18 protein-coding genes are annotated in these 20812 nt (G+C 68.2%); 9 read left to right on the forward strand and 9 right to left on the reverse strand.

The window, feature by feature from the left end:
* Entirely contained in the window at positions 1-1287 is a 1287-nt protein-coding gene (locus tag T8K17_RS11875; RefSeq protein WP_322334717.1) for a ferredoxin:protochlorophyllide reductase (ATP-dependent) subunit N, read from the reverse strand.
* The gene (gene bchF / locus T8K17_RS11880) at positions 1284-1817 is read right to left on the reverse strand and encodes a 2-vinyl bacteriochlorophyllide hydratase (protein ID WP_322334718.1); all 534 of its coding nucleotides are present in this window, start codon (positions 1815-1817) and stop codon (positions 1284-1286) included. The genes T8K17_RS11875 and bchF overlap by 4 nt, the downstream gene beginning before the upstream one ends.
* A 406-nt stretch (positions 1818-2223) precedes the next feature.
* Between bchF and T8K17_RS11885 the strand changes: the two genes are divergently transcribed.
* From T8K17_RS11885 to dxs, 7 genes are all read left to right on the forward strand, one after another.
* Complete coding sequence (locus tag T8K17_RS11885) at positions 2224-2967, forward strand: cobalamin B12-binding domain-containing protein (RefSeq protein WP_322334719.1); 744 nt, start codon at positions 2224-2226, stop codon at positions 2965-2967.
* 204 nt (positions 2968-3171) lie between these two features.
* Complete coding sequence (ppsR, locus tag T8K17_RS11890; protein WP_322334720.1) at positions 3172-4521, forward strand: transcriptional regulator PpsR; 1350 nt, start codon at positions 3172-3174, stop codon at positions 4519-4521.
* 97 nt (positions 4522-4618) lie between these two features.
* Positions 4619-5521: a chlorophyll synthase ChlG gene (gene chlG / locus T8K17_RS11895; RefSeq protein ID WP_322334721.1), complete on the forward strand. Its 903-nt coding sequence runs from the start codon at positions 4619-4621 to the stop codon at positions 5519-5521.
* Between the two features lie 12 nt (positions 5522-5533).
* Positions 5534-6883: a BCD family MFS transporter gene (locus tag T8K17_RS11900; RefSeq protein ID WP_322334722.1), complete on the forward strand. Its 1350-nt coding sequence runs from the start codon at positions 5534-5536 to the stop codon at positions 6881-6883.
* A gap of 10 nt (positions 6884-6893) precedes the next feature.
* Positions 6894-8078, forward strand: a complete 1185-nt coding sequence (locus tag T8K17_RS11905; RefSeq protein WP_322334723.1) for a geranylgeranyl diphosphate reductase — start codon at positions 6894-6896, stop codon at positions 8076-8078.
* A gap of 3 nt (positions 8079-8081) precedes the next feature.
* On the forward strand, positions 8082-8357 hold the full coding sequence (locus T8K17_RS11910; protein WP_322334724.1) for a hypothetical protein: 276 nt from the start codon (positions 8082-8084) through the stop codon (positions 8355-8357).
* A 29-nt stretch (positions 8358-8386) separates the two neighbouring features.
* Positions 8387-10318, forward strand: coding sequence for a 1-deoxy-D-xylulose-5-phosphate synthase (gene dxs / locus T8K17_RS11915; RefSeq protein ID WP_322334725.1), 1932 nt, complete (start codon positions 8387-8389; stop codon positions 10316-10318).
* On the opposite strand, the gene T8K17_RS11920 is transcribed toward dxs, so the two are convergent.
* Positions 10304-11341: an amidohydrolase family protein gene (locus T8K17_RS11920; protein ID WP_322334726.1), complete on the reverse strand. Its 1038-nt coding sequence runs from the start codon at positions 11339-11341 to the stop codon at positions 10304-10306. The genes dxs and T8K17_RS11920 overlap by 15 nt on opposite strands.
* A 50-nt stretch (positions 11342-11391) precedes the next feature.
* On the opposite strand from T8K17_RS11920, the gene T8K17_RS11925 reads away from it, so the two are divergent.
* Positions 11392-12237 carry a flagellin gene (locus tag T8K17_RS11925; RefSeq protein ID WP_322334727.1) on the forward strand — a complete coding sequence of 282 codons (846 nt, stop codon included), beginning with the start codon at positions 11392-11394 and terminating at the stop codon, positions 12235-12237.
* Between the two features lie 4 nt (positions 12238-12241).
* On the opposite strand, the gene T8K17_RS11930 is transcribed toward T8K17_RS11925, so the two are convergent.
* The 6 genes from T8K17_RS11930 to T8K17_RS11955 all read right to left on the reverse strand — a co-directional run bounded on the left by T8K17_RS11930 (position 12242) and on the right by T8K17_RS11955 (position 19421).
* Positions 12242-13069, reverse strand: a complete 828-nt coding sequence (locus T8K17_RS11930; RefSeq protein WP_322334728.1) for an SDR family NAD(P)-dependent oxidoreductase — start codon at positions 13067-13069, stop codon at positions 12242-12244.
* Positions 13070-13132: 63 nt separating this feature from the next.
* Complete coding sequence (locus T8K17_RS11935; protein ID WP_322334729.1) at positions 13133-14962, reverse strand: ABC transporter ATP-binding protein; 1830 nt, start codon at positions 14960-14962, stop codon at positions 13133-13135.
* Positions 14963-15254: 292 nt separating this feature from the next.
* Positions 15255-16637 (reverse strand): aspartate aminotransferase family protein, encoded by a 1383-nt coding sequence (locus tag T8K17_RS11940; RefSeq protein ID WP_322334730.1) that lies wholly within the window; start codon positions 16635-16637, stop codon positions 15255-15257.
* Positions 16638-16743: 106 nt separating this feature from the next.
* Positions 16744-17118 carry a hypothetical protein gene (locus tag T8K17_RS11945; protein ID WP_322334731.1) on the reverse strand — a complete coding sequence of 125 codons (375 nt, stop codon included), beginning with the start codon at positions 17116-17118 and terminating at the stop codon, positions 16744-16746.
* Positions 17115-18386 (reverse strand): MFS transporter, encoded by a 1272-nt coding sequence (locus tag T8K17_RS11950; protein ID WP_322334732.1) that lies wholly within the window; start codon positions 18384-18386, stop codon positions 17115-17117. The genes T8K17_RS11945 and T8K17_RS11950 overlap by 4 nt, the downstream gene beginning before the upstream one ends.
* 240 nt (positions 18387-18626) lie before the next feature.
* Positions 18627-19421, reverse strand: a complete 795-nt coding sequence (locus T8K17_RS11955; RefSeq protein ID WP_322334733.1) for a VOC family protein — start codon at positions 19419-19421, stop codon at positions 18627-18629.
* Between the two features lie 134 nt (positions 19422-19555).
* On the opposite strand from T8K17_RS11955, the gene T8K17_RS11960 reads away from it, so the two are divergent.
* Positions 19556-20797 (forward strand): NupC/NupG family nucleoside CNT transporter, encoded by a 1242-nt coding sequence (locus T8K17_RS11960; protein ID WP_322334734.1) that lies wholly within the window; start codon positions 19556-19558, stop codon positions 20795-20797.
* Positions 20798-20812 lie beyond the last annotated feature (15 nt).

Raw genomic sequence — 20812 nt, forward strand, 5'->3', positions numbered from 1 at the left:
TCAGACCTCCAGCCGGGTGCGCCGGTCGAAGGGGCGCGAGAACAGGCCGGCGAGATCGCCCGCCTGCTCGTAGCCCTGGACCGGGGTGAAGACGAGTTCGATCGACCACTTGGTGGCCATGCCCTCGGCCTCCAGCGGATTGGCGAGGCCGAGGCCGCAGACCACCAGGTCGGGCGCATCGGCACGGCAGCGGTCGAGCTGGCGGTCGACGTCCTGGCCTTCGGACAGCCGGGTGCCGGCGGGCAGCAGGGCCAGCTCGGGATCCATGATGCCGCGATGCAGGTAGGGCGTACCGACTTCCACCGGCTCCATGCCGAGTTCTCGGGCCAGGAACCGGGCCAGCGGGATCTCGAGCTGGCTGTCCGGGAAGAAGGAGATCCGGCGTCCCTCGAGTCGCGACCGGTGGGCGGCGATCGCTTCCAGGGCCCGCGCCCTGGGGCGTTCGGTCACGGCGCGGAAGCGGTCCTGCGGCACGCCGAAGGACTCGGCCGCGGCCTGTAGCCAGCGGGTGGTGCCGTCGGCGCCGAGTGGGAAGGGTGCGGCCAGACGGGTGGCGCCCCGGGCCTCGAGCAGGCGGGCGGTTTCCGGCAGGTAGGGCTGAGCCAGAAGGAATCGGGTACCGGGTCCCACCGCCGGCTGGCAGCCGGCCCGCCGCGCCGGGAGGAACGCGGGAGCCGGCATGCCCATCTCTTCGAACAGACGGCAGAACTGGTCTTCGACCACGTCGGCGAGGGTGCCGACGACCAGAAGCGAGTCGGAGCCATCCGCGACCGCCGGAAGCTCTGGGACCAGGGAGGCCAGGCAGTTGTCCTCGCCCTGGGTAAAGGTCGTCTCGATGCCGCTGCCGGAGTAGTTCAGGATCCGGACGTCCGGCGTGTAGCGCTGCGACAGCCGCCCGGCGGCGCGCGACAGGTCGAGCTTGATCACCTCCGACGGGCAGGAGCCGACCAGGAACAGCAGCTTGATGTCGGGCCGGCGGGCCAGGAGGCGCTCGACCACCCGGTCCAGCTCGTCATTGGCGTCGGACAGGCCCGCCAGGTCGCGATCCTCGATGATCGCGGTGGCGAAACGCGGCTCGGCGAAGATCATCACGCCGGCGGCCGACTGCATCAGGTGGGCGCAGGTGCGCGAGCCGACGATCAGGAAAAAGGCGTCCTGGATCTTGCGGTGCAGCCAGATGATTCCGGTCAGGCCGCAGAACACCTCGCGCTGGCCCCGTTCCCGCAGTACGGGAGCGTCGAGACAGCCGGTGGAGGCGGCGGGATCGGGCTTCAGGACGACATTCATCGCGCCATCTCCATCGTCGCAGCGGGGGCGTCGAGGGCGGCGGCCGGACGGGCCGGCGCCTGGCGCCGGGCGGCGCGGAGCTTCAGCAGGAACTGGCCGGCATTGATCACGTAGGTTGCATAGGCGGCCAGGGCGATCGTCATCTGCGTGGTCGTGGAACCCCAGCCCGCCAGCAGCGCGACCACATAGGCGGTGTGCAGGGCGATCACCACCATGCTCACCGCATCCTCCCAGAAGAAGGCCGGCACGAAGAGGTAATGCCCGAACACCGCTTTCTCCCAGAAGGAGCCGGTGACCATGATCGCGTAGAGGAAAAGGGTCTTAACGACGATGGAGGCGGCGGCCAGATCCGCGCCTTCGCCCGTCGCGAGAAACCGCAGGACCAGGGCGAGGCTCACCAGAAAGACCAAGAACTGCGCGGGGGCTAGGACGCCCTGGACGAGGGTCCATCGGGTCTCGTCCCTCCGACGCCGCTGTTCCGCGGTGTAGATCGGTGGGACGGGCCGGTTTGGCGTCCTGGGTTCAGGCATCGTCCATCTCCCTTCTAGGCCTGCCGGAATTGGTTTCCGGTCTCCTTGTCAAAACACTGTAAGAGCGATTTACGAGAAGTGTCAAACAAACTTGACGTCAAATAATTTGTACATTCGATCCCGGATCTGGCGTAAGCTTGACGCTGAGCTGTGTTGACCCACCTCACGCGGGAGGCGGATGAGAGCGCGGACCGGCAGGTGTCCGAAAATTTGGACTTACAGCCATGTCAAAGGGGTGTAGCGTTTAAAAAAAGAGCTCGATAAAAACTACGGGGGGTTGCGTGCCATGCCGGAGATTCGAGCAGCTGTAGATGGCCTGTACCGTGCAATAGACCATGCTCTGCTGACAGCTAACCGGGAGCTGCCCCGGCGAGACCCGCGGGCGCCGCCCTCGGCCAGCCGGTTGATGCGAACGATCGAGAGCGAGGTCATTCCACGCCTGCTCCTCATCCATGGCGTCAGTCCCACCGCGCCGCGGGCGCGCTCCGGGGTCACCGACGCCGATGTGGAACTTCTCGCCTCCCACCTGCTGGCCCGGTCCGACGATTTCGTCGATGAGTTCGTGATCGATATCGAGGCGCGCGGGATCGACCTGGAAACCCTGTTGCTGGATCTGCTGGCGCCGAGCGCCCGGCTGCTCGGGGTCATGTGGGAACAGGACTTGTGCGATTTCACCGATGTGACGATCGCCCTGGCCCGGCTGCAGCGGGTGCTGCGGAAGATGACCGCGCGCTTCGAGTCGACCGAGGAATGGATGCCGTCGGGTCCGGCCGTGCTGCTGTCGGTCACCCCCGGGGAACAGCACACCTTCGGTCTGTCCCTGGTGAGCGAGTTTTTCCGGCGCGCCGGATGGTCGGTCGTGGACGAATTGGCCGAAACCGAGGAAGACGTCGTCCGACGGGTGCGTCAGCAATCCTTCACGGTGGTCGGATTCTCGCTCAGCGGTGAGTTATTGCGAGACAGATTGGCCTCGGTTATCAAAAGCGTAAGAAAGTTTTCGCGTAATAAGAATGTTGGGGTCATTGTCGGGGGCGCCGCTTTCCAGGAGCATCCCGAATGGGTAAGCCTTGTTGGAGCGGATGCGTCTGCGAACGACGGCCTTGAGGCCGTTGTCCAATCGCAAAGCCTGTCGCAGCTGCTGAAGGCGTGATGCCGGCGTAGGTGTTGTCTAGCGCAGAGGTTGGAAGCCTCTGGATTCAGAGTTTTAGGGTTCAGGCCGCCGGCCCGCGGCTTGTCATTGTGAAAATTGAGCGAGTCGCGAGTGGTCATCAACCTGCCAACGCTAGCCGACGTGTTGAACCCTTTCAAATCGCCGCGAAAATCTATCGGCGACCTCGACGCCGATATTGCTGCCATGGCGATCGGAATGGCGGCGGATATTGCGTTGATCGTCGACTACGACGGGGTGATCTGCGACATCGCCTTCAGCAATTCCGACTTGGAAGGTCGCAAGTTCGATCAGTGGATCGGCCGTCCCTGGGTCGATACGGTCACCAAGGAAAGCCGCGACAAGGTTACCGACCTGCTGTCGGAGGCGGCCGACGGGACCGCCTCGCGCTGGCGCCAGGTGAACCATCCCTCACCCACCGGCATCGACATGCCGGTCCGCTACATCGCCCTGCGCATGAATGACGAGCGCATTCTGGTCCTCGGCCGCGATCTCAGCGCCATGGCCGATCTGCAGCAGCGGCTGATCGATGCGCAGAACACCATGGAGCGCGAATACGCCAAGCTCCGCCATGCCGAGACTCGCTATCGCCTGTTGTTCCAGGTCGCCTCCGAGGCGGTGGTCATCGTCCATGTGGCCAGCCGCAAGATCGTCGAGGTGAATCCGGCCGCCGCCCGCCTGCTCGACCAGGATGCCAAGACTCTGGGCGGCCGGGCGCTGAAGGACGTGATCGCGCCGGAGAGTCATGAAGAGATGAATGCCTTGCTGGTCTCCGTCGCGGCGACCGGCCGGGCGGCAGAGACCTCGGTCAAGGTGGACGGCAAGGATGTGGCCCTGGACATGGGCGCCTCGATCTTCCGCCAGGGCAACGACGCCCATTTCCTGCTGCGTCTCGGCCGTCCCGACTCTCTCGCGTCGGCGGAGTCCGGCGATCCGGTGCGCAGTTCGATGCTGCGGGCGATCTCGGAGATCCCGGACGGTTTCGTCGTGACCGACCTGGACCAGCGGATCATGGCGGCCAACTCCGCCTTCCTCGACCTGGCCCAGCTTGCGACCGAGGAGCAGGCTATCGGCGAGCCGCTGAGCCGCTGGCTCGGCCGTTCGGTCGACGTCAACGTGATCTCGGCCAATCTGCGCAAGCAGGGTTCCCTGCGCCAGTTCGCCACCGTCATCAACGGCGAGTTCGGCGCCCGCGAGCCGATCGAGCTGTCGGCGGTCTCCGTATCGGGGGCCGACGATGCCTGTCTCGGCTTCGCGATGCGTCCGGTGCGGCGTCGGATCGACGTGATCGGCGGCGATCCCGCCGCGTTGCCGCGCGACGCCTCCCAGCTTACGGCCCTGGTTGGCCGGGTCACCCTGAAGGATCTCGTGCGCGAGACGACCGACGTGATCGAACGGCTGTGCATCGAGACGGCCCTGAAGCTGACCGGCGACAACCGGGCCTCGGCCGCCGAAATGCTGGGGATGAGCCGTCAGAGTCTGTATTCCAAGCTGCGGCGCTACGGGTTCTCGGACCTCGATTCTCCCGAAGACTGATCCCTCCGATTTCGCCGACACGCGACGGGCGAACTTTCTCGTGCCGGAAGTGTAAAGTTAAATTGACATACTGCTGTGTCAATTTTACCGTTTCCCCATGGTCGATACCCTTTCAGTTCGGGCTACGCAGTCCCGCCATCCGGCGCCGGGTGCGCTGGTGGAACTGCTCAAGCCGATCACCTGGTTCGCCCCGATGTGGGCCTTCATGTGCGGCGTGGTGTCCTCCGGGGTACCGATCCTGGAAGCCTGGCCGATGCTGGTGCTCGGCGCCTTGCTCGCCGGTCCGCTGGTCTGCGGCACCAGCCAGGCGGTCAACGACTGGTTCGACCGCCATGTGGACGCCATCAACGAGCCGAACCGGCCGATCCCCTCGGGCCGCGTGCCCGGGCGCTGGGGCCTCTATGTCGGGATCGTCTGGTCGGCCGTATCGCTCGCCGTCGCGGCGTTTCTCGGCATCTGGGTGGTCGCCGCGGTCTGCGTCGGCCTCGTCCTCGCCTGGCTGTACAGCGCGCCGCCGGTCCGCCTGAAGGGCAACGGCTGGTACGGCTGCCTGGCGGTCGGTCTCTGTTATGAGGGCCTGCCCTGGTTCACCGGCACGGCCGCCATGGTCGGCGGCCTGCCGGACACACCGGTCCTGTGGATGGCCGGGCTCTACAGCCTGGGCGCCTTCGGGATCATGACGCTCAACGATTTCAAGGCGGTCGAAGGCGATCAGGCGCTCGGCCTGCGCTCGCTGCCGGTCCAACTCGGCGTGCGCGGGGCCGCCTGGCTCGCCTGCGTCGTCATGGCCGTGCCGCAGGTCGCGGTGAGCGCGCTGCTGTTCTCCTGGGGAGCGGCCCTGGCCGGCGCGATGGTCGCCGCTTTGCTGGCCGTCCAGGTGGTGCTGATGGTGCGCCTGCTGGAGAATCCGCGGGCCTATGCCGCCTGGTACAACGCCACCGGCACGACGCTCTACGTCCTCGGCATGCTGGCCAGCGCAATCGCGCTGCGCGGGCTCTAGGGGAGCGCGGCCATGGTCCCCGTCCCCGGCCCGACCCTCGGATGGCTCGGCATTCTGCGGCTGGGGCTGGTCCAGACCGCCCTCGGCGCGGTCGTGGTGATATCCACGTCGACCCTGAACCGGGTGATGGTGGTCGAGCTTGCCCTGCCGGCGATGGTTCCCGGTCTCCTGGTCGCCGCCCATTACGCCGTGCAGGTTCTGCGGCCGCGCTGGGGCTACGGCTCCGATGCGGGCGGCCGGCGGACCCCCTGGATCGTCGGCGGCATGGCGCTGCTCAGCCTGGGCGGCGCCGGTGCCGCCGCTGCCACGGCCTGGATGTCGGTCGATCCGGTCCTCGGGCTGGTGGCCGCCGCCGTCGCCTTCCTGATGATCGGGATCGGCGTCGGGGCGGCCGGAACCTCGCTGCTTGTCCTGCTCGCGACCGAAGTCGCGCCCGAGCGCCGCCCGGCGGCCGCGACCGTGGTGTGGCTGATGATGATCGCCGGTTTCGCCGTCACCGCCGGCACGCTGGGCGCGGTGATCGATCCGTATTCGCCGCAGCGGCTCGTGGCGATCGTCGCCGTGGCGACCGCCATCGCCTTCGCCGTCGCCACCCTGGCGGTCTGGGGCGTCGAGCGCGGCCGGCGCCAGACACCGAGCGCCGAAGCGCCGCCGCCGTTCCGCGCCGCCCTGGCCGAAGCCTGGCGCGACGCGACCGTGCGGCGGTTCTCCGTCTTCGTGTTCCTCTCCATGCTCGCCTACAGCGCCCAGGACCTGATCCTCGAGCCCTATGCCGGGCTGGTCTTCGGCTTCACCCCGGGCCAATCCACCGCCCTGTCCGGCGTCCATCATGGCGGCGTTCTGTTGGGCATGATCGCGGTCGGTGCGGTCTGCACCTTTCTGGGGCGACGGCGGATCGGCACGCTCGGCGCCTGGGTCGTCGGCGGATGCCTGTGCTCCGGAGTCGCGATGCTGGGCCTCGCCCTGGCCGGGACTGCGCCGACGGTCTGGCCGCTGCGTCTCAACGTCTTCGTGCTGGGCGTGTCCAACGGCGCCTTCGCCGTGGCGGCCATTGCCATGATGATGTCCATCGCCGCCGGCGGTCAGTCCCGTCGGGAAGGGACGCGCATGGGCGTGTTCGGCGCGGCCCAGGCCGTCGCCTTCGGGCTCGGCGGCTTTCTGGGCGCGGTCTCGGTGGACCTGGCCCGGCTCGCCCTCGACTCGATTCCGGCGGCCTACGGCACCGTCTTCGCCGTGGAGGCGGGGCTGTTCGTGCTGTCCGGGCTTCTGGCGCTGCGGCTGGGACGCGGCGGCGAGGCGCCGGCCCGAACGATCGACCGTCTAACCCTGGGACGCGGCGTGATCGCCGGCGTGGTCCGATAGGAGAGCTGCCATGGCCGAAGCAGGACCGGTTTACGATGCGGTGGTGGTCGGCGGCGGGCCGTCCGGGGCGACGGCGGCGCAGACCCTGGCCCGCGAGGGTCGCACGGTCGTGCTGCTGGATCGGGATGGCCGGATCAAGCCCTGCGGCGGCGCCATCCCGCCGCGTCTGGTCCGAGACTTCGACATTCCCGAGGCCCTGATCGTCGCCCGCGCCCGCGGGGCCCGGATCGTGGCACCGTCGGCCCGCACGGTCGATATGCCGATCGACGGCGGCTATGTGGGCATGGTCGACCGGGAGCATTTCGACGAGGCCCTGCGCGTCCGCGCGGCCCGCAATGGGGCCGAGCGGGTCACCGGCACCTTCGACCACATCACCCGCCGCGGCGACGGCACCGTCACCGTCCATTACCGGGATAAGGTGGGCGGCACGCTTCATGCGATCGATACAAGGGTGGTCGTCGGCGCCGACGGCGCGCGCTCCCAGGTCGCCCGCCAGGAAGTGCCGGGCGGCGGGATGGTGAAATGCGTCTTCGCCTATCACGAGATCATCGACACGCCGGACGGCATCGACGAGGACCGCTGCGACGTCTACTACCAGCGCGACCTGTCGCCGGATTTCTATGCCTGGATCTTCCCCCATGGCCGCACCGCCAGCGTCGGTACCGGCAGCATGCAGAAGGGTTTCCCGCTGCGCCAGGCGACGGCGGTGCTGCGCGACCGCGCCGGCCTCGCCGGGGCGACGACGATCCGCTGCGAGGGCGCGCCGATCCCGCTGAAGCCGCTGAAGCGCTGGGACAACGGCCGCGACGTGGTGCTGGCGGGCGATGCCGCCGGGACCGTGGCACCGGCCTCTGGCGAGGGGATCTACTACGCCATGGTCGGCGGCCAGATCGCGGCCGAAGCGGCGCTGGCCTACCTGGAGACCGGCGATGCCCGGGCCCTGGCCGGCGCGCGCAAGACCTTCATGAAGGCGCATGGCCGGGTGTTCTGGATCCTCGGGATCCTGCAGGCCTTCTGGTACACGACCGACCGCCGGCGCGAACGCTTCGTCAGCATCTGCGCCGACCCGGACGTCCAGCGCCTGACCTGGCAGTCCTACATGAACAAGGAGCTCGTCCGCTCCGACCCGCTGGCCCATCTGCGGATCTTCCTGAAGGACTCGGCCCATCTTCTGGGTCTGGCCCGGGTGCGGTGAGCGATGGTCGAAGCGCTGTTCACCGAGGGGCGGATCTACGACGTGATCCTGGTCGTCCTGGCGCTGGAAGGCGGATTTCTCTGGGGCCGCTGGCGGCTGACCGGACACGGTCCGCCGCCGTCGCGGCTGCTGCCCTTCCTGCTGTCGGGCGCCGCATTGGTGGCGGCCTTCCGGGCCGGCTCTCTGGACGCGCCCTGGCCCTGGATCGCCGCCTTTCTCGCCTGCGCCTTTGCCGCCCATGCGATGGAACTTCGAGACCGCCTGCGGGTGCAGACCTAGTCTGACGCCGCCCAACCAAGGAGAGTGACATGGCCGATACGCGAACACCGCTTCTGGACCGGGTCACCTTTCCTGAGGATCTGCGGACCTTCAGCCCATCGGACCTGAAGCAGCTCGCCGACGAGCTCCGGCAGGAGACCGTGGACGCCGTCTCCGTCACCGGGGGGCACCTGGGCGCCGGACTCGGCGTGGTCGAGCTGACCGTCGCCCTGCACCACGTGTTCGACACGCCCAACGACAAGATCATCTGGGATGTCGGCCACCAGGCCTATCCGCACAAGATCCTCACCGGCCGGCGCGACCGCATCCGCACCCTGCGCCAGGGGGGAGGGCTCTCCGGTTTCACCAAGCGCTCGGAGAGTGCTTACGACCCGTTCGGCGCCGCCCACTGCTCGACCTCGATCTCCGCCGGCCTTGGGATGGCGACGGCACGGGACCTGAAGGGGGACGATTTCGATGTGGTGGCGGTGATCGGCGACGGCTCCATGAGCGCCGGCATGGCCTACGAGGCGATGAACAACGCCGGGGCGTCCGACAGCCGTATGCTGGTGATCCTGAACGACAACGAGATGTCCATCGCCCCGCCGGTGGGGGCGATGAGCGCCTATCTCTCCCAGATCGTCGCCTCGCGCTCCTACTGCACCCTGCGGGAACTGGCCAAGCAGATGGCCAAGCGCTTCCCCCGGGCGCTGGAGAAGACGGCCGCCCGGGCCGAGGAATTCGCCCGCGGCCTGGTGACCGGCGGCACGCTGTTCGAGGAGTTGGGCTTCTTCTATGTGGGGCCGGTGGACGGGCACAATCTCGACCACCTGCTGCCGATCCTGCGCAAGCTGCGCGGCCGGCGCCACGGGCCGGTCCTGCTCCATGTCATCACCGAGAAGGGAAGGGGCCACCCCTTCCCGCAGGCCCATGCGGAGAAGTACCACGCCGTCGCCAAGTTCGACGTGGTCACCGGCCAGCAGTCGAAGCCCCCGTCCAACGCGCCGACCTATACCCGCGTCTTCGCCGACAGCTTAGTCGCCGAGGCGGAGGCGGATGACAGCATCGTGGCGGTCACCGCGGCGATGCCGTCGGGCACCGGCCTCGACATCTTCGCCAAGCGCTTCCCGGAGCGCTGCTTCGATGTGGGCATCGCCGAGCAGCACGCGGTCACCTTTGCCGCCGGCATGGCGACGGAGGGGCTGAAGCCGTTCGTCGCCATCTACTCGACCTTCCTGCAGCGCGCCTACGACCAGGTGGTGCACGATGTCGCCCTGCAGAGCCTACCGGTGCGCTTCGCCCTGGATCGCGCCGGGCTGGTCGGGGCCGACGGCGCCACCCATGCCGGATCCTTCGACCTCGCCTATCTCGGCTGCCTGCCGGGCATGGTGATCATGGCGCCGTCCGACGAGGCGGAGCTGCGGCACATGGTGGCGACGGCGGCGGCGATCGACGACGGGCCCTCGGCCGTGCGCTTCCCGCGCGGCGACGGCGTGGGCATCGAACTGCCGGCCCACGGCGAGCCGCTGGAGATCGGCCGTGGCCGGATCGTGCGGGAGGGAACGACGATCGCCTTGCTGTCCCTCGGCGGCCGGATGCAGGACTGCCTGAAGGCGGCCGACGCGCTGGCGGCGCGCGGCCTGTCCACCACCGTGGCCGACGCCCGGTTCGCCAAGCCGATCGACAGCGATCTGGTGCGCCGCCTGGCCCGGGAGCATGCGGTGCTGATCACGGTGGAGGAGGGATCGTCCGGCGGCTTCGCCAGTCAGGTCCTGCACGAACTCGCCCTGAGCGGCCTGCTCGACAAGGGGCTGGCGGTGCGGCCGATGACCCTGCCCGATCGGTTCATCGATCACGACAAGCCGGAACTGCAATACGCCCAGGCGGGGCTGGATGCCTCGGCCATCGTGGCGACGGCGCTTTCCGCCTTGCCGGACGTGCGGACGCGACAGTGGGTGGTGCCGGACTCAGCCGGCGACTGACGTCTCGCCCGCCGGCGTCTCCCCCGACAGCGCGGGGAAACGCCACAGCTCGGCCGCGTTGGTGATCAGGATGCGGTCGCGCAATGTCTCGTCCTCGCACCATTCGTCCAGCAGCCGCAGGAGGTGACGCTCGTCCGGGCGCAGCCGGTCCCTCACCGGATCGGCGGCCTCCAGGCGCGGCCAGTTGCTGCCCCAGACAACGCGCTCCGGCGCGAAGCGGATCAGCATGCGGGCCAGCCGCTCGGCATGGGGATAGCGCGGATGCTGCGGGTCGCTGACCTCCGGCCCGGACAGGCTGACCCAGACCTTGTCGGCGTCGATCAGGCGCAGCAGGGCGCGGAAGCCGGGATCGCGGTCGCTGACCGGCCCGAGGAAGCAGCCGATATGGTCGAGCACCACCCGACCGGGCCAGGCGAGGATCCGCTCCTCCACCTCCATCAGGAAGCGGCCGTCCATCTGCAGCCCGATATGCCAGTTCAGCAGGTCGTGGACCCGCGAGGCGATGCGGCCGGTGTCGTTCCAGTCGATCCGGCGCCAGGGTTCGCGCATCTGGAAGTGGGTGGCCACGCAGCCGCCGGCATTCAGGTCGCGCAGCTCGGCGTCGCTGACATCCGGTCCGACCGCCGCCACGCCCCGGCTGCGCTCGGCGCCGAGATGCTCCAGCGCATCGAGCAGGGCGTGATGGTTGGTGCCGTGCACGCAGGACTGCACCACGACCGCCCGGTCGAGCCGCAGCCGGTCGCGCAGCCGCGCGTAGTCCCGCACCGGGTGCTCGCCTGGCGTGAAGGCCGCGTCCTTGGCCAGGGGGAACCGCTCGGGATCGGGGAAGATCTGGACGTGGCTGTCGCAGGTTCCCGCACGGGGCGGGGCGGCCTCCTCCTCCTGCCGGTCTTCCTCCTCCTCGTCCTCGTCGCGCAGGGAGGACAGCCGCTCCTCAAGGCTCGGCGACGGGGCGCTGCCGGGCGGCGGCGGCAGCTCGTAGAAGGACGGATCGGAGGGTAGGATCAGCGGTGATTTGGGCATAACCGTTTATGAAAAGGGGTTATCGGCACGCATCTTGCTAGCAGAGCCGTATGACCCTGTCGATTCGCACGAACCCGGAAGCTCTTGCCGCGCTCAGGAATCTGAACGCCGCCGGCGCCCGTGTGGCTCAGATCGGGGCAGAGGTCTCCACCGGCCTGAAGGTGCGCGGTGCCAAGGACGACGCCTCCAACTTCGCGATCGCCCAGGGGCTGCGCTTGGACGTGCGTGCAATCAACTCGGTGATCCAGGGACTGAACAACGCCAAGGGGATCAACAAGGTCGCTCTCGCCGGCGCGACGGCGGTGTCCGATCTGATGACGGATATCCGCAAGAAGATCACAGAGGGCGCGAACGAGGGCAACACCGCCCAACAGCAGCAGATCCTGCAGAACGACTATGTCGAGATGCTGGGCCAGATGCGGCAGATTTTGGAGAACAGCACGTTCAACGACGTGAACATCCTTATCGAGGTGGCGGTGCCCTTCAACCTGGCGGTCGGCACGGTGCGCGATGTGGATGTGCTCTCCAACCTGGAGGGAGGGACGCTGCGGCTCGACGGACAGCGGCTGGATCTCTCCTACGCCGTGCTGATCAATGAGGATATTTCCACGCCGGCCAACGCCCTGGCCGCGCTGACGGCTTTCGAGCAGGAGGAGGAGCGGGTCGCCACCGCTCTGGGCAGTCTCGGCGCCAACCTGCGTGCCCTCGAGCTGCAGGTGAACCAGCTCCAGGCAACCCTGGACGCGACCGAGGAGGGGCTCGGCAACATCGTCGATGCCGACATGGCGCGCGCCTCCGCGGAATTCACTGCCGCCCAGGTCCGTCAGCAGCTCTCCGTCCAGACCCTCGGCATCGCCAACAACGCCCCGCAGATCGCCCTGGGGCTGTTCCAGTAGGAATTCAGGGCTCGAACGCCTCGAACGCCGCCTTGTAGGCCGGATCCCAGCGGGACAGGGGCGACCTGTTTTCGGTGATGTCGCCGGCCGCCCACAGGATGCGCTTGCGGTCCATCTCCGGCGTGGTCTCGTCGTCCGGGCAGAGGATGTAGAAATCGTCCGCCTCCAGCCCTGTCAGCATGTGGTCGACCACCTGATCCGGCAGCCAGGCGCCGGGCTTGTGCTCGCGGTCGCCGGTGGTGGTCCAGCCCGGGATCAGCAGATGGGCGCTGACCCGACAGCCCGGCGTGTTGCGCAAATCGTGCTGCAGCCCTTCGCTATAGGCTTTCACCGCCGCCTTGGTAACGTTGTAGGCGGTGTTGCCCGGTGGGTTGGTGATGCCCTGCTTGGAGCCGACATTGATCACATGGGCGCGGGCGCCGGCGGAGATCATGGCGGGCACGAAGCAGCGCACGCCGTTGATCACGCCCCACAGGTTCACGTCCACCGCCTTCTTCCAGTCGGCCCACGGGTTCCACACGCCGCCGCCGGTGCGGGTGACCGCGTTGTTCATCAGGATCGACGGCGCGGTGCAGACCGAGATCACCCGCTGGGCCGCGCGCCGCATCTCCGCCTCGTCGGAGACGTCGCAGGGCAGGGCGACCACGTGATCCGGCTCCGCCGCCTGACCGGCCACCTCCGCTAGCGCCGACTGGAGCGCCGGGCCCGGAAGATCCACCATGTAGACCCGCATGCCGAACCCGGCGAGCCGGACCGCCGTTGCCTTGCCGATGCCGCTGGCGGCTCCCGTGATGACGGCGGCCTTGTCTCGGGCGATCGCGGGATGGGGCATGGGCGGGTCCTCCTACGCTTCGATTGTTATCGCAGAGTATGGCATACCCGGAGCCGGCTGCGATCAATCGGCGATGAAGCCCGAGGATTGGCGCGCCCAGAGATCGGCATAGAGCCCGCCCTTCTCCAGCAGTTCCCGGTGGGTGCCCTGCTCGACGATCCGGCCTCCGTCCATGATCACCAGCCGATCCATGGCCGCGATGGTCGACAGGCGGTGGGCGATGGCGATCACCGTGCGGCCGGCCATCAGGTCGAAGAGCTGCTCCTGGATCGCCGCTTCCACTTCGCTGTCCAGGGCCGAGGTCGCTTCGTCCAGGACCAGAATCGGCGCGCGTTTCAGCAGGGCGCGGGCGATGGCGATGCGCTGGCGCTGGCCGCCGGAGAGTTTCACCCCCCGCTCGCCGACCTGGGCGTCGTAGGCCCGGCGTCCGGCATTGTCCTCAAGCTCCTGGATGAAGTCGTGGGCATGGGCGCGCCGGGCCGCTTCCACCACCTCGGCCTCGCCCGCCTCCGGTCGGCCGTAGCGGATGTTGTCGCGGATCGACCGGTGCAGCAGGGAAGTGTCCTGACTGACCACGCCGATGGCCGCGCGCAGGCTTTCCTGCTCGACCTGCGTGATGTCCTGGCCGTCGATCAGGATGCGCCCGCCCTGCAGGTCGTAGAACCGCAGCAGCAGATGCATCATCGTCGACTTGCCGGCCCCTGAGCGGCCGACCAGCCCGACCTTCTCGCCGGGCCGCACGGTCAGCGTCAGGTCGTGCAGGACCGGCAGGGCCGAACCGTAGCCGAAGGACACGGTCTCGAAGCGGATCTCCGCTTCGCTCACCCGCAGCGGCGGGGCGCCGGCCGGATCGGTGACCGTGCGCGGTCGGGCGATGGTGTCGGCCCCTTCGCGGACTACCCCCACGTTCTCGGCGATCTCGGCCGCCACAAACATGATCCAGTGCGACATGGTGGTGACCCGCATGATCAGGCCGAGCGACCCGGCGACCGAGCCGACGCTTAGGTCGCCCCGGCTCCACAGCCACAGCACCAGGGCGCCGTGACCGACCAGCAGCACGCCGTTGAGCACGCTGATCGAGGTGCGGAACCAGGAGATCTCGATCATCAGCTCGGCGAACTTGTCGCGCTGATCGGCGATGCCGACGCGGGCGTACTCGTCTTCCCGCCGCGCATGGCCGAACAGCTTCACCGTCTGGATGTTTGTGTAGCTGTCGACCAGGCGGCCGGTCAGCCGCGACGAGGATTCCGAGGACACGGTCGCCCGGCGCTGCACCCGCGGCACGAAATAGACCAGCGCGCCGACATAGACCGCCAGCCACAGCGCCAGCGGGATGGCGGTGAGCGGGTCGAAGGTCAGCAGGATCACCAGGGCGGAGATCCAGAACATGGCGACGTACCAGATCGCGTCGATCAGCTCGCCGACCGAGCGCCGCAGCGCCAGCGAGGTCTGCATGACCTTCTGGGCGATCCGCCCGGCGAAGTCGTTATGGAAGAACGCCACGCTCTGCCGCAGCAGGTAGCGGTGGGTCTGCCAGCGGATCAGGCCGGAAAACGGCGGGGCCAGGGCCTGGTTGCCGATCGCCATATGGACGATCGCGAGCAGCGGCTCGGCGATCAGCACCAGGAAGCCGACCCAGATCAGCAGGCCCAGATTGTCCTGCAGGAACGAGGCCGGCGTCTCCGCCCGACCGATCAGGTCGATGATCTCGCCCACATAGGCGAACAGCGACGCCCCGATCATCGACAGCAGGCCGCAGGTGACGGTGAGGGCGGCGAACCAGGGCCAGACCTGGCGCACGTAGTGCCAATAGAACGCGAACAGCCCGGTCGGCGGCTGGTCCAGCCGGTCCGAGGCGAACGGATCGATCAGGGAGTTGAAACGGCGGAACATGAAGCTCTCCACGGGCGGGAGGGTTGTCGGAACGGGCGACAACGCCGGGCGCGGGGGAGAGCGAGGGGAGGGACGGGAGAACCGGGTCCTAAGGCTCGATCGATGACGCGCCGGGCGTCAGCCGAAGAGGGGTGCGGAAAGTCGCATCGAGCGGTTCATCTGTATCTCCGTCGGGTTCGGCGGGGTTCAACGCCGAGCGGCCGCATAATTCCACAATGCGATTGGGCCTACCACTCAAAAAGAAAGGGGCCCCGCAGGGCCCCTCCCGTCTTCCGTATCGGGCGCGGACGGCTCAGGCCGCCTTCGCCTTGTGGATCTCGGCCGCGGCGTCGTTCAGCGCCAGGGTCAGCTTGTCGAACATCTCGTTGATCTGAGACTCGGTGATGATCAGCGGCGGGGTCATCGCGATGCTGTCGCCGATGGCCCGGATGATCAGGCCATGGGCATTGGCGGCGGCGTTCGTCTTCGCGCCGGCACCGATCTTCGGATCGAAGGACTCGCGGGTCTCCTTGTCGGCCACGAGTTCGACCGCACCCATCAGGCCGCGACCGCGGGCCTCGCCGACGAGCTCGTGGTCGGCCATCGCCGCCAGACGCTCCTCGAACAGCGGAGCGACCGACTTCACGTGGTCGACGATGTTGTCTTCCTCGTAGATCCGCAGGGTCTCCAGCGCGACGGCGGCGCAGACCGGATGGGCGGTGTAGGTGTAGCCGTGGCCGAGCACGCCCAGGTCTTTGCTCTGGTCGGCGATCGGCTGATACACGTCCTCGCTGATCATGACGGCCGAGATCGGCAGGTAGGCCGACGACAGCGCCTTGGCGCAGGTCAGGATGTCCGGCTTCATGCCCATGGTCTGGCTGCCCCAGAACTCACCGGTCCGGCCGAAGCCGCAGATGACTTCGTCGGCGATCAGCAGGACGTCGTACTTCTTCAGCACGGCCTGGATCTTCGCGAAATAGGTCTTCGGCGGCACGATCACGCCGCCGGCGCCCATGATCGGCTCGGCGATGAAGGCGGCGACTGTCTCCGGACCCTCCTCCAGGATCATGTTCTCCAGATCCTGCGCCATCCGGGTGGCGAAATCCTCTTCGCTCTCACCGGACTGGCCGAAACGGTAGTAATGCGGGTTGGAGGTGTGCTTCACGCCGGCGATCGGCAGGTCGAAGCCCGGGTGGTTCACCGGGGTGCCGGTCAGCGAGGCCGAGGCGATGGTCACGCCGTGATAGCCCTTAACGCGGCTGATCATCTTCTTCTTGGCATGACGGCCGCGGGCGTTGTTGTAGTACCACACCAGCTTCATCGCGGTGTCGTTCGCCTCGGAGCCGGAGCCGGCGAAGAACACCTTGGACATCGGCACCGGAGCGAGGTTGATCAGCTTCTCGGCCAGATCGATGCCGGGCAGGTGCGCCTTGTGGGCGAAGGTGTGGTAGTACGGCAGCGTCTCCATCTGCTTGGTAGCGGCCTTGACCAGACGGTCCTCATTGAAGCCGAGGGACGCGCACCACAGGCCGGCCATCGCTTCCAGGTACTGCTTGCCGCCGTCGTCGTACACGTAGACGCCGTCACCCTTGGTGATGATCATCGGACCGTTTTCTTCATGGGCCCGGGCGTTGGTGTAGGGGTGCAAGACGTACGCGACGTCTCGCGCGGCCGGCGAGTTCGGCTGGAAGCTCATGGCGTCCTCCAAAAGGATCTGGGATATCGTCGGAAATGACTTGGCGGCAGCATACCACGCTAATCCGATGGCGAAAGGGGGCGAATCCCCCGCTGACCATCGGTCTTCAGCGGCCGTCCAGGTCGAAGGCGTCCGGCTCTTCGGCCTCCAGGATCTCCTCCGCCAGCGCCGCCACCGACTCGTCCTCGTCCAGGATCCGGTTCAAGGCGTCGCGCAGGGTGCGCAGCAAGTCCTCGGCGGCGCGGTCGTCGATGTCGCGGAAGATCGCCTCGTAATCCAGCAGTTCGCGGTCGAGCATCGCCTCGCGGTCGCTCGCGTTGCCGGCGATCAGATGGTCGAGCTGGCGGCGGGCCTCGTCGACCAGTTCCACCGCCTCGTCCCGGTGCAGCACGCCCTTGGAGACCAGGGCGCGCATGGTGTTCACCTGCAGGATGAAGGAGGCCATGGCGAAGGCCTCCGTCTTGATGTTGCGCTTGATCAAACGCCCGTTTCCTCCCGATGGTCGCCCGGCCGACCGGCCCCGGCCAAGCCGTACCACAGAAGGCTTAGGACCTGCAGCGCCAGGATGCCGCCGAACACCGCCTGATAGGCTTCGGGCTGGTAGCCGCCCGTGGCGAGCGGCTCCCACAGGTCGATGGCCGCGCCCATGAGGTACTGGCCGGCGAAGGCGCCGAAGAACGCCAGGGTGTTGAGGCCGGTCGACGCCCGGCCGGACAGGGCCAGCGGGAAATGGCCGTTCAGCAGCGGGTAGACCAGGGCCGCACCGTTCGCCAGCAGGCCGAACGCCATCCAGGGCAGGATGCTGGCCGGGGCGAGTTCGAAGACGATGACCGCCTGGCTCGCCATAAACAGGGTGGTCAGCACCAGGATCACCCGCGACAGCGGGATGCCGCGCCGGGTGCAGCGGTCGGCGATCATGCCGGTCACCACGAAGCCGACCGTCATGGCGGCAGCCAGCCAGAGCAGGGTGTCGGCCGCGCCCTGGATATCCATGCCGCCGACGTCGCGCAGCCACGGTCCGGCCCATAGGCCCTGGATCGCCAGATTGGCGGCCATGGTGGTGACGGTCAGCGGCGCGACCCGCCAGAACAGCCGGTCGGCGAAGACCCGCTTCAGCCCGGCGAGCTGCTCGCCCAGGGTGTCGCCGGCGCCGTGGATCTCGCGCTCCGGCACGGCGAGGCGGATGGTCAGCGCGACCAATACGGTGACCGCTGCCAGACCGAGGAACACACCGCGCCAGTCGGTAACGTGCAGCGCCATCTCCAGCGGCCGTGTGGCGGCGACCGCGCCCAGCCCGCCGATCGCCATGAAACAGCCGTTGATCAGCGGCCAGCGCTGCTTGGGGAACCACAGGGTGATCGCCTTGAACGACGCCATCAGCCCGCCGGCCACGCCGAGGCCGATGAAGCCGCGCGCCACGGCCAGCGCCACCAGGGAGTCGCCGAGCGCGAACAGGGTTGCGCCGAGGGCGGCCGACAGCAGCAGCACCGACTGCACCCGGCGCGGCCCGTAGCGGTCGAGCAGCAGCCCGAGCGGAAGCTGGAAACCGGCGAAGGCGAGGAAATAGGTGCTGGTGAGCAGTCCCAGATCGCCGGCGTCGAGCCCGATCTCGGCGATCAGCTGCGGCGCGATCACCGCATTGGTCGAGCGGAACAGGTAGGACAGGAAATACCCGCCGGCGAAGGGCATGAACACGACGAGCAGCAGGCGGGCGACTGTCGGATGGGCGGGGGCGGTCGTGTGGGTCATTGGCGGCCTCTTGTTTAGCCGCACCTTAGACCATGGACGGTTGCGGGGTGTCGAGGCGCTGCAAACGCCCCTCCCGTCGCCCCGAACCCTTCGTTCGTCATCCCGGCTTGTCCCGGGCTCGACCCGGAGCAAGGCCGGGACCGGGCGGGCCGGCGCGGTGGAAGAAGGTCCCGGCCGGTCCCCGGGTCGGGCCCGAGGACCGCCGGGATGACGAGAAAGGATAGAGAGGGCGACGCCGATCTACCGCATGAACCGGACCTGCACCCCGGTGAGCTGCGCTGCCGGGACCACCAGGGTGTCGGCGTCGCGCCGGGCGTTCGGCAGATGGGCGGCCGCGGCTTCCAGGTCGGCCACGCGGATCGTGATTTCCGGGAAGGCCGGCGCGCCCTCTTCCAGGGTCAGGGCGTCGCGGTCGAGCGCGATATGGGTGGTGCGCCGGCCGCCGGAGAAGCCGCGCAGGAAGGCGTCCGCCGCTTCCGGGTCGGGGCCGGTCACCTGGACCGAGGCGATCCGCTGGGCACCGTTGGCATGGACCTGATAGGCCGGCTTCCAGAACACCTCCGGGGTGTGCTGCTGGCAGGTGAAGAAGCCGAGACCCGGCAGCGACGGTTCCGAGGCGAAGGCCAGGGAAAACGCGACCCGCTGGCTCGACCCGTCCGGCTGCTTGGCCTGGCGCTCGAAGTCGAAGGGCTCGTAGACCCGCAAGCCCTTGGATCGCCAGTCGGCGAGGTCGCCGTCGCGGTCGTCGCTGGCCAGGACCAGCATCGACATGCCCTCGCCATGCCGGGCCAGGAAGTCCCGGTTGTGGCCGGCGAAGGAGAACCGGTCGCCCTCGGCCTCCTCGATCCGGCTCGCGTCGTCGATCTCCAGCAGCTCGACGAAATTGCCCTGGAGCTGGATCAGCGAATTCGCCGTGCCGAACGGATGCACCGCGCGCGGCGTGCAGGTGAAGCCGCAGGCGCTCCAGGCAGCCTGTGCGGCGGCGAGGTCGCGGGTCATGACCACGGTGTGGTCGATATCGCGGGGCGTGGACATCCGGGCGTCTCCCTGGGTCTGTGACGCGCCAACCCTGGAGTCGACGCACCCCTCCTGGCAACGTAGAAATCCTGAGCAGGTCCGTCAGCCCATCAAGAGCGGCGGGCCGGCAGTGCGCTGAACGCGGGGGTGACATGGCGCAGCTTCATTCCGGGATCGGACTCCTGGCGATCTTCGCGATCGCCTGGGCGCTGAGCGAGGATCGTCGCGCCGTCGGCTGGCGGGTGCCGGCGGTCGGCATCGTCCTGCAGGTTGTCCTGGCATTGGCGATGCTGAAGGTCGCCGTCCTGCGCGACGGGGTGGCCGCGCTGAACGACGCCTTCCTGGCCCTGCAGGCGGCGACCAAGGCCGGGACCTCCCTGGTCTTCGGCTATCTCGGCGGGGCAGCGCTGCCGTTCCAGGAGACCTATCCGGGCGCCGCCTTCGTGCTGGCGTTCCAGGCGCTGCCGCTGGTTCTGGTCGTCAGCGCGCTGACCGCGGCGCTGATCCATCTGCGGATCCTGCCGTGGATCGTGCGCGGCTTCGCGGCGGCGCTGGAGCGGGCCTTCGGGATCGGCGGTCCGGTCGGGCTGTGCTGTGCCGCCAACGTGTTCTTCGGGATGATCGAGGCGCCGCTGTTCGCTCGCAACTACCTGCACCGGCTCGACCGGGGCGAGCTGTTCATGGTCATGACCGCCGGCATGGCGACCATCGCCGGGACCGTGCTGGCGCTCTACGGCAGTTTCGTGGCGCCGGTGGTGGAGAACGGCATCGGCCATCTGATCACCGCCTCGATCATCAGCGCGCCGGCGGCCATCGCCATCGCCGCGATCATGGTGCCGCGCCACGGCCCGCCCACCCCCGGCCATCTGGAGATCGTCTCGCCCGCCGCCAACCTGATGGACGCGATCACCCAGGGGACCGAGCAGGGGCTGAAGCTGTTCCTGTCGATTCTCGCCATGCTGCTGGTCATGGTCGCCCTGGTCAGCCTGGTCGACACGGTGCTCGGGCTGCTGCCGGAGATCCAGGGCAGGCCGGTGACCCTGGGCATGCTCTTCGGCTGGCTGTTCGGCCCCCTGGTCTGGATGATCGGCATTCCCTGGGAGGAGGCGGGGGAGGCCGGCCGTCTGATGGGAACCAAGACGGCGCTGAACGAGCTGCTGGCTTATCTGGAGTTCGCCAGGCTTCCGGAGGGCACCCTGAGCGAACGCTCCGAACTGATCATGCTCTATGCGCTCTGCGGCTTCGCGAATTTCGGCAGCCTGGGGATCATGATCGGCGGGCTGGCCACGATGATGCCGGATCGGCGCGGAGAAATCGCCGGGCTGGCGCCGAAATCCCTTGTTGCGGGGACGCTCTCCACCCTGTCCACCGGGGCGGTGGTGGGGCTCCTGTGAACCGCTGCTAGAAAA

Origin of the sequence: Thalassobaculum sp. OXR-137, assembly GCF_034377285.1 — a bacterium.
Lineage (GTDB): Bacteria > Pseudomonadota > Alphaproteobacteria > Thalassobaculales > Thalassobaculaceae > Thalassobaculum.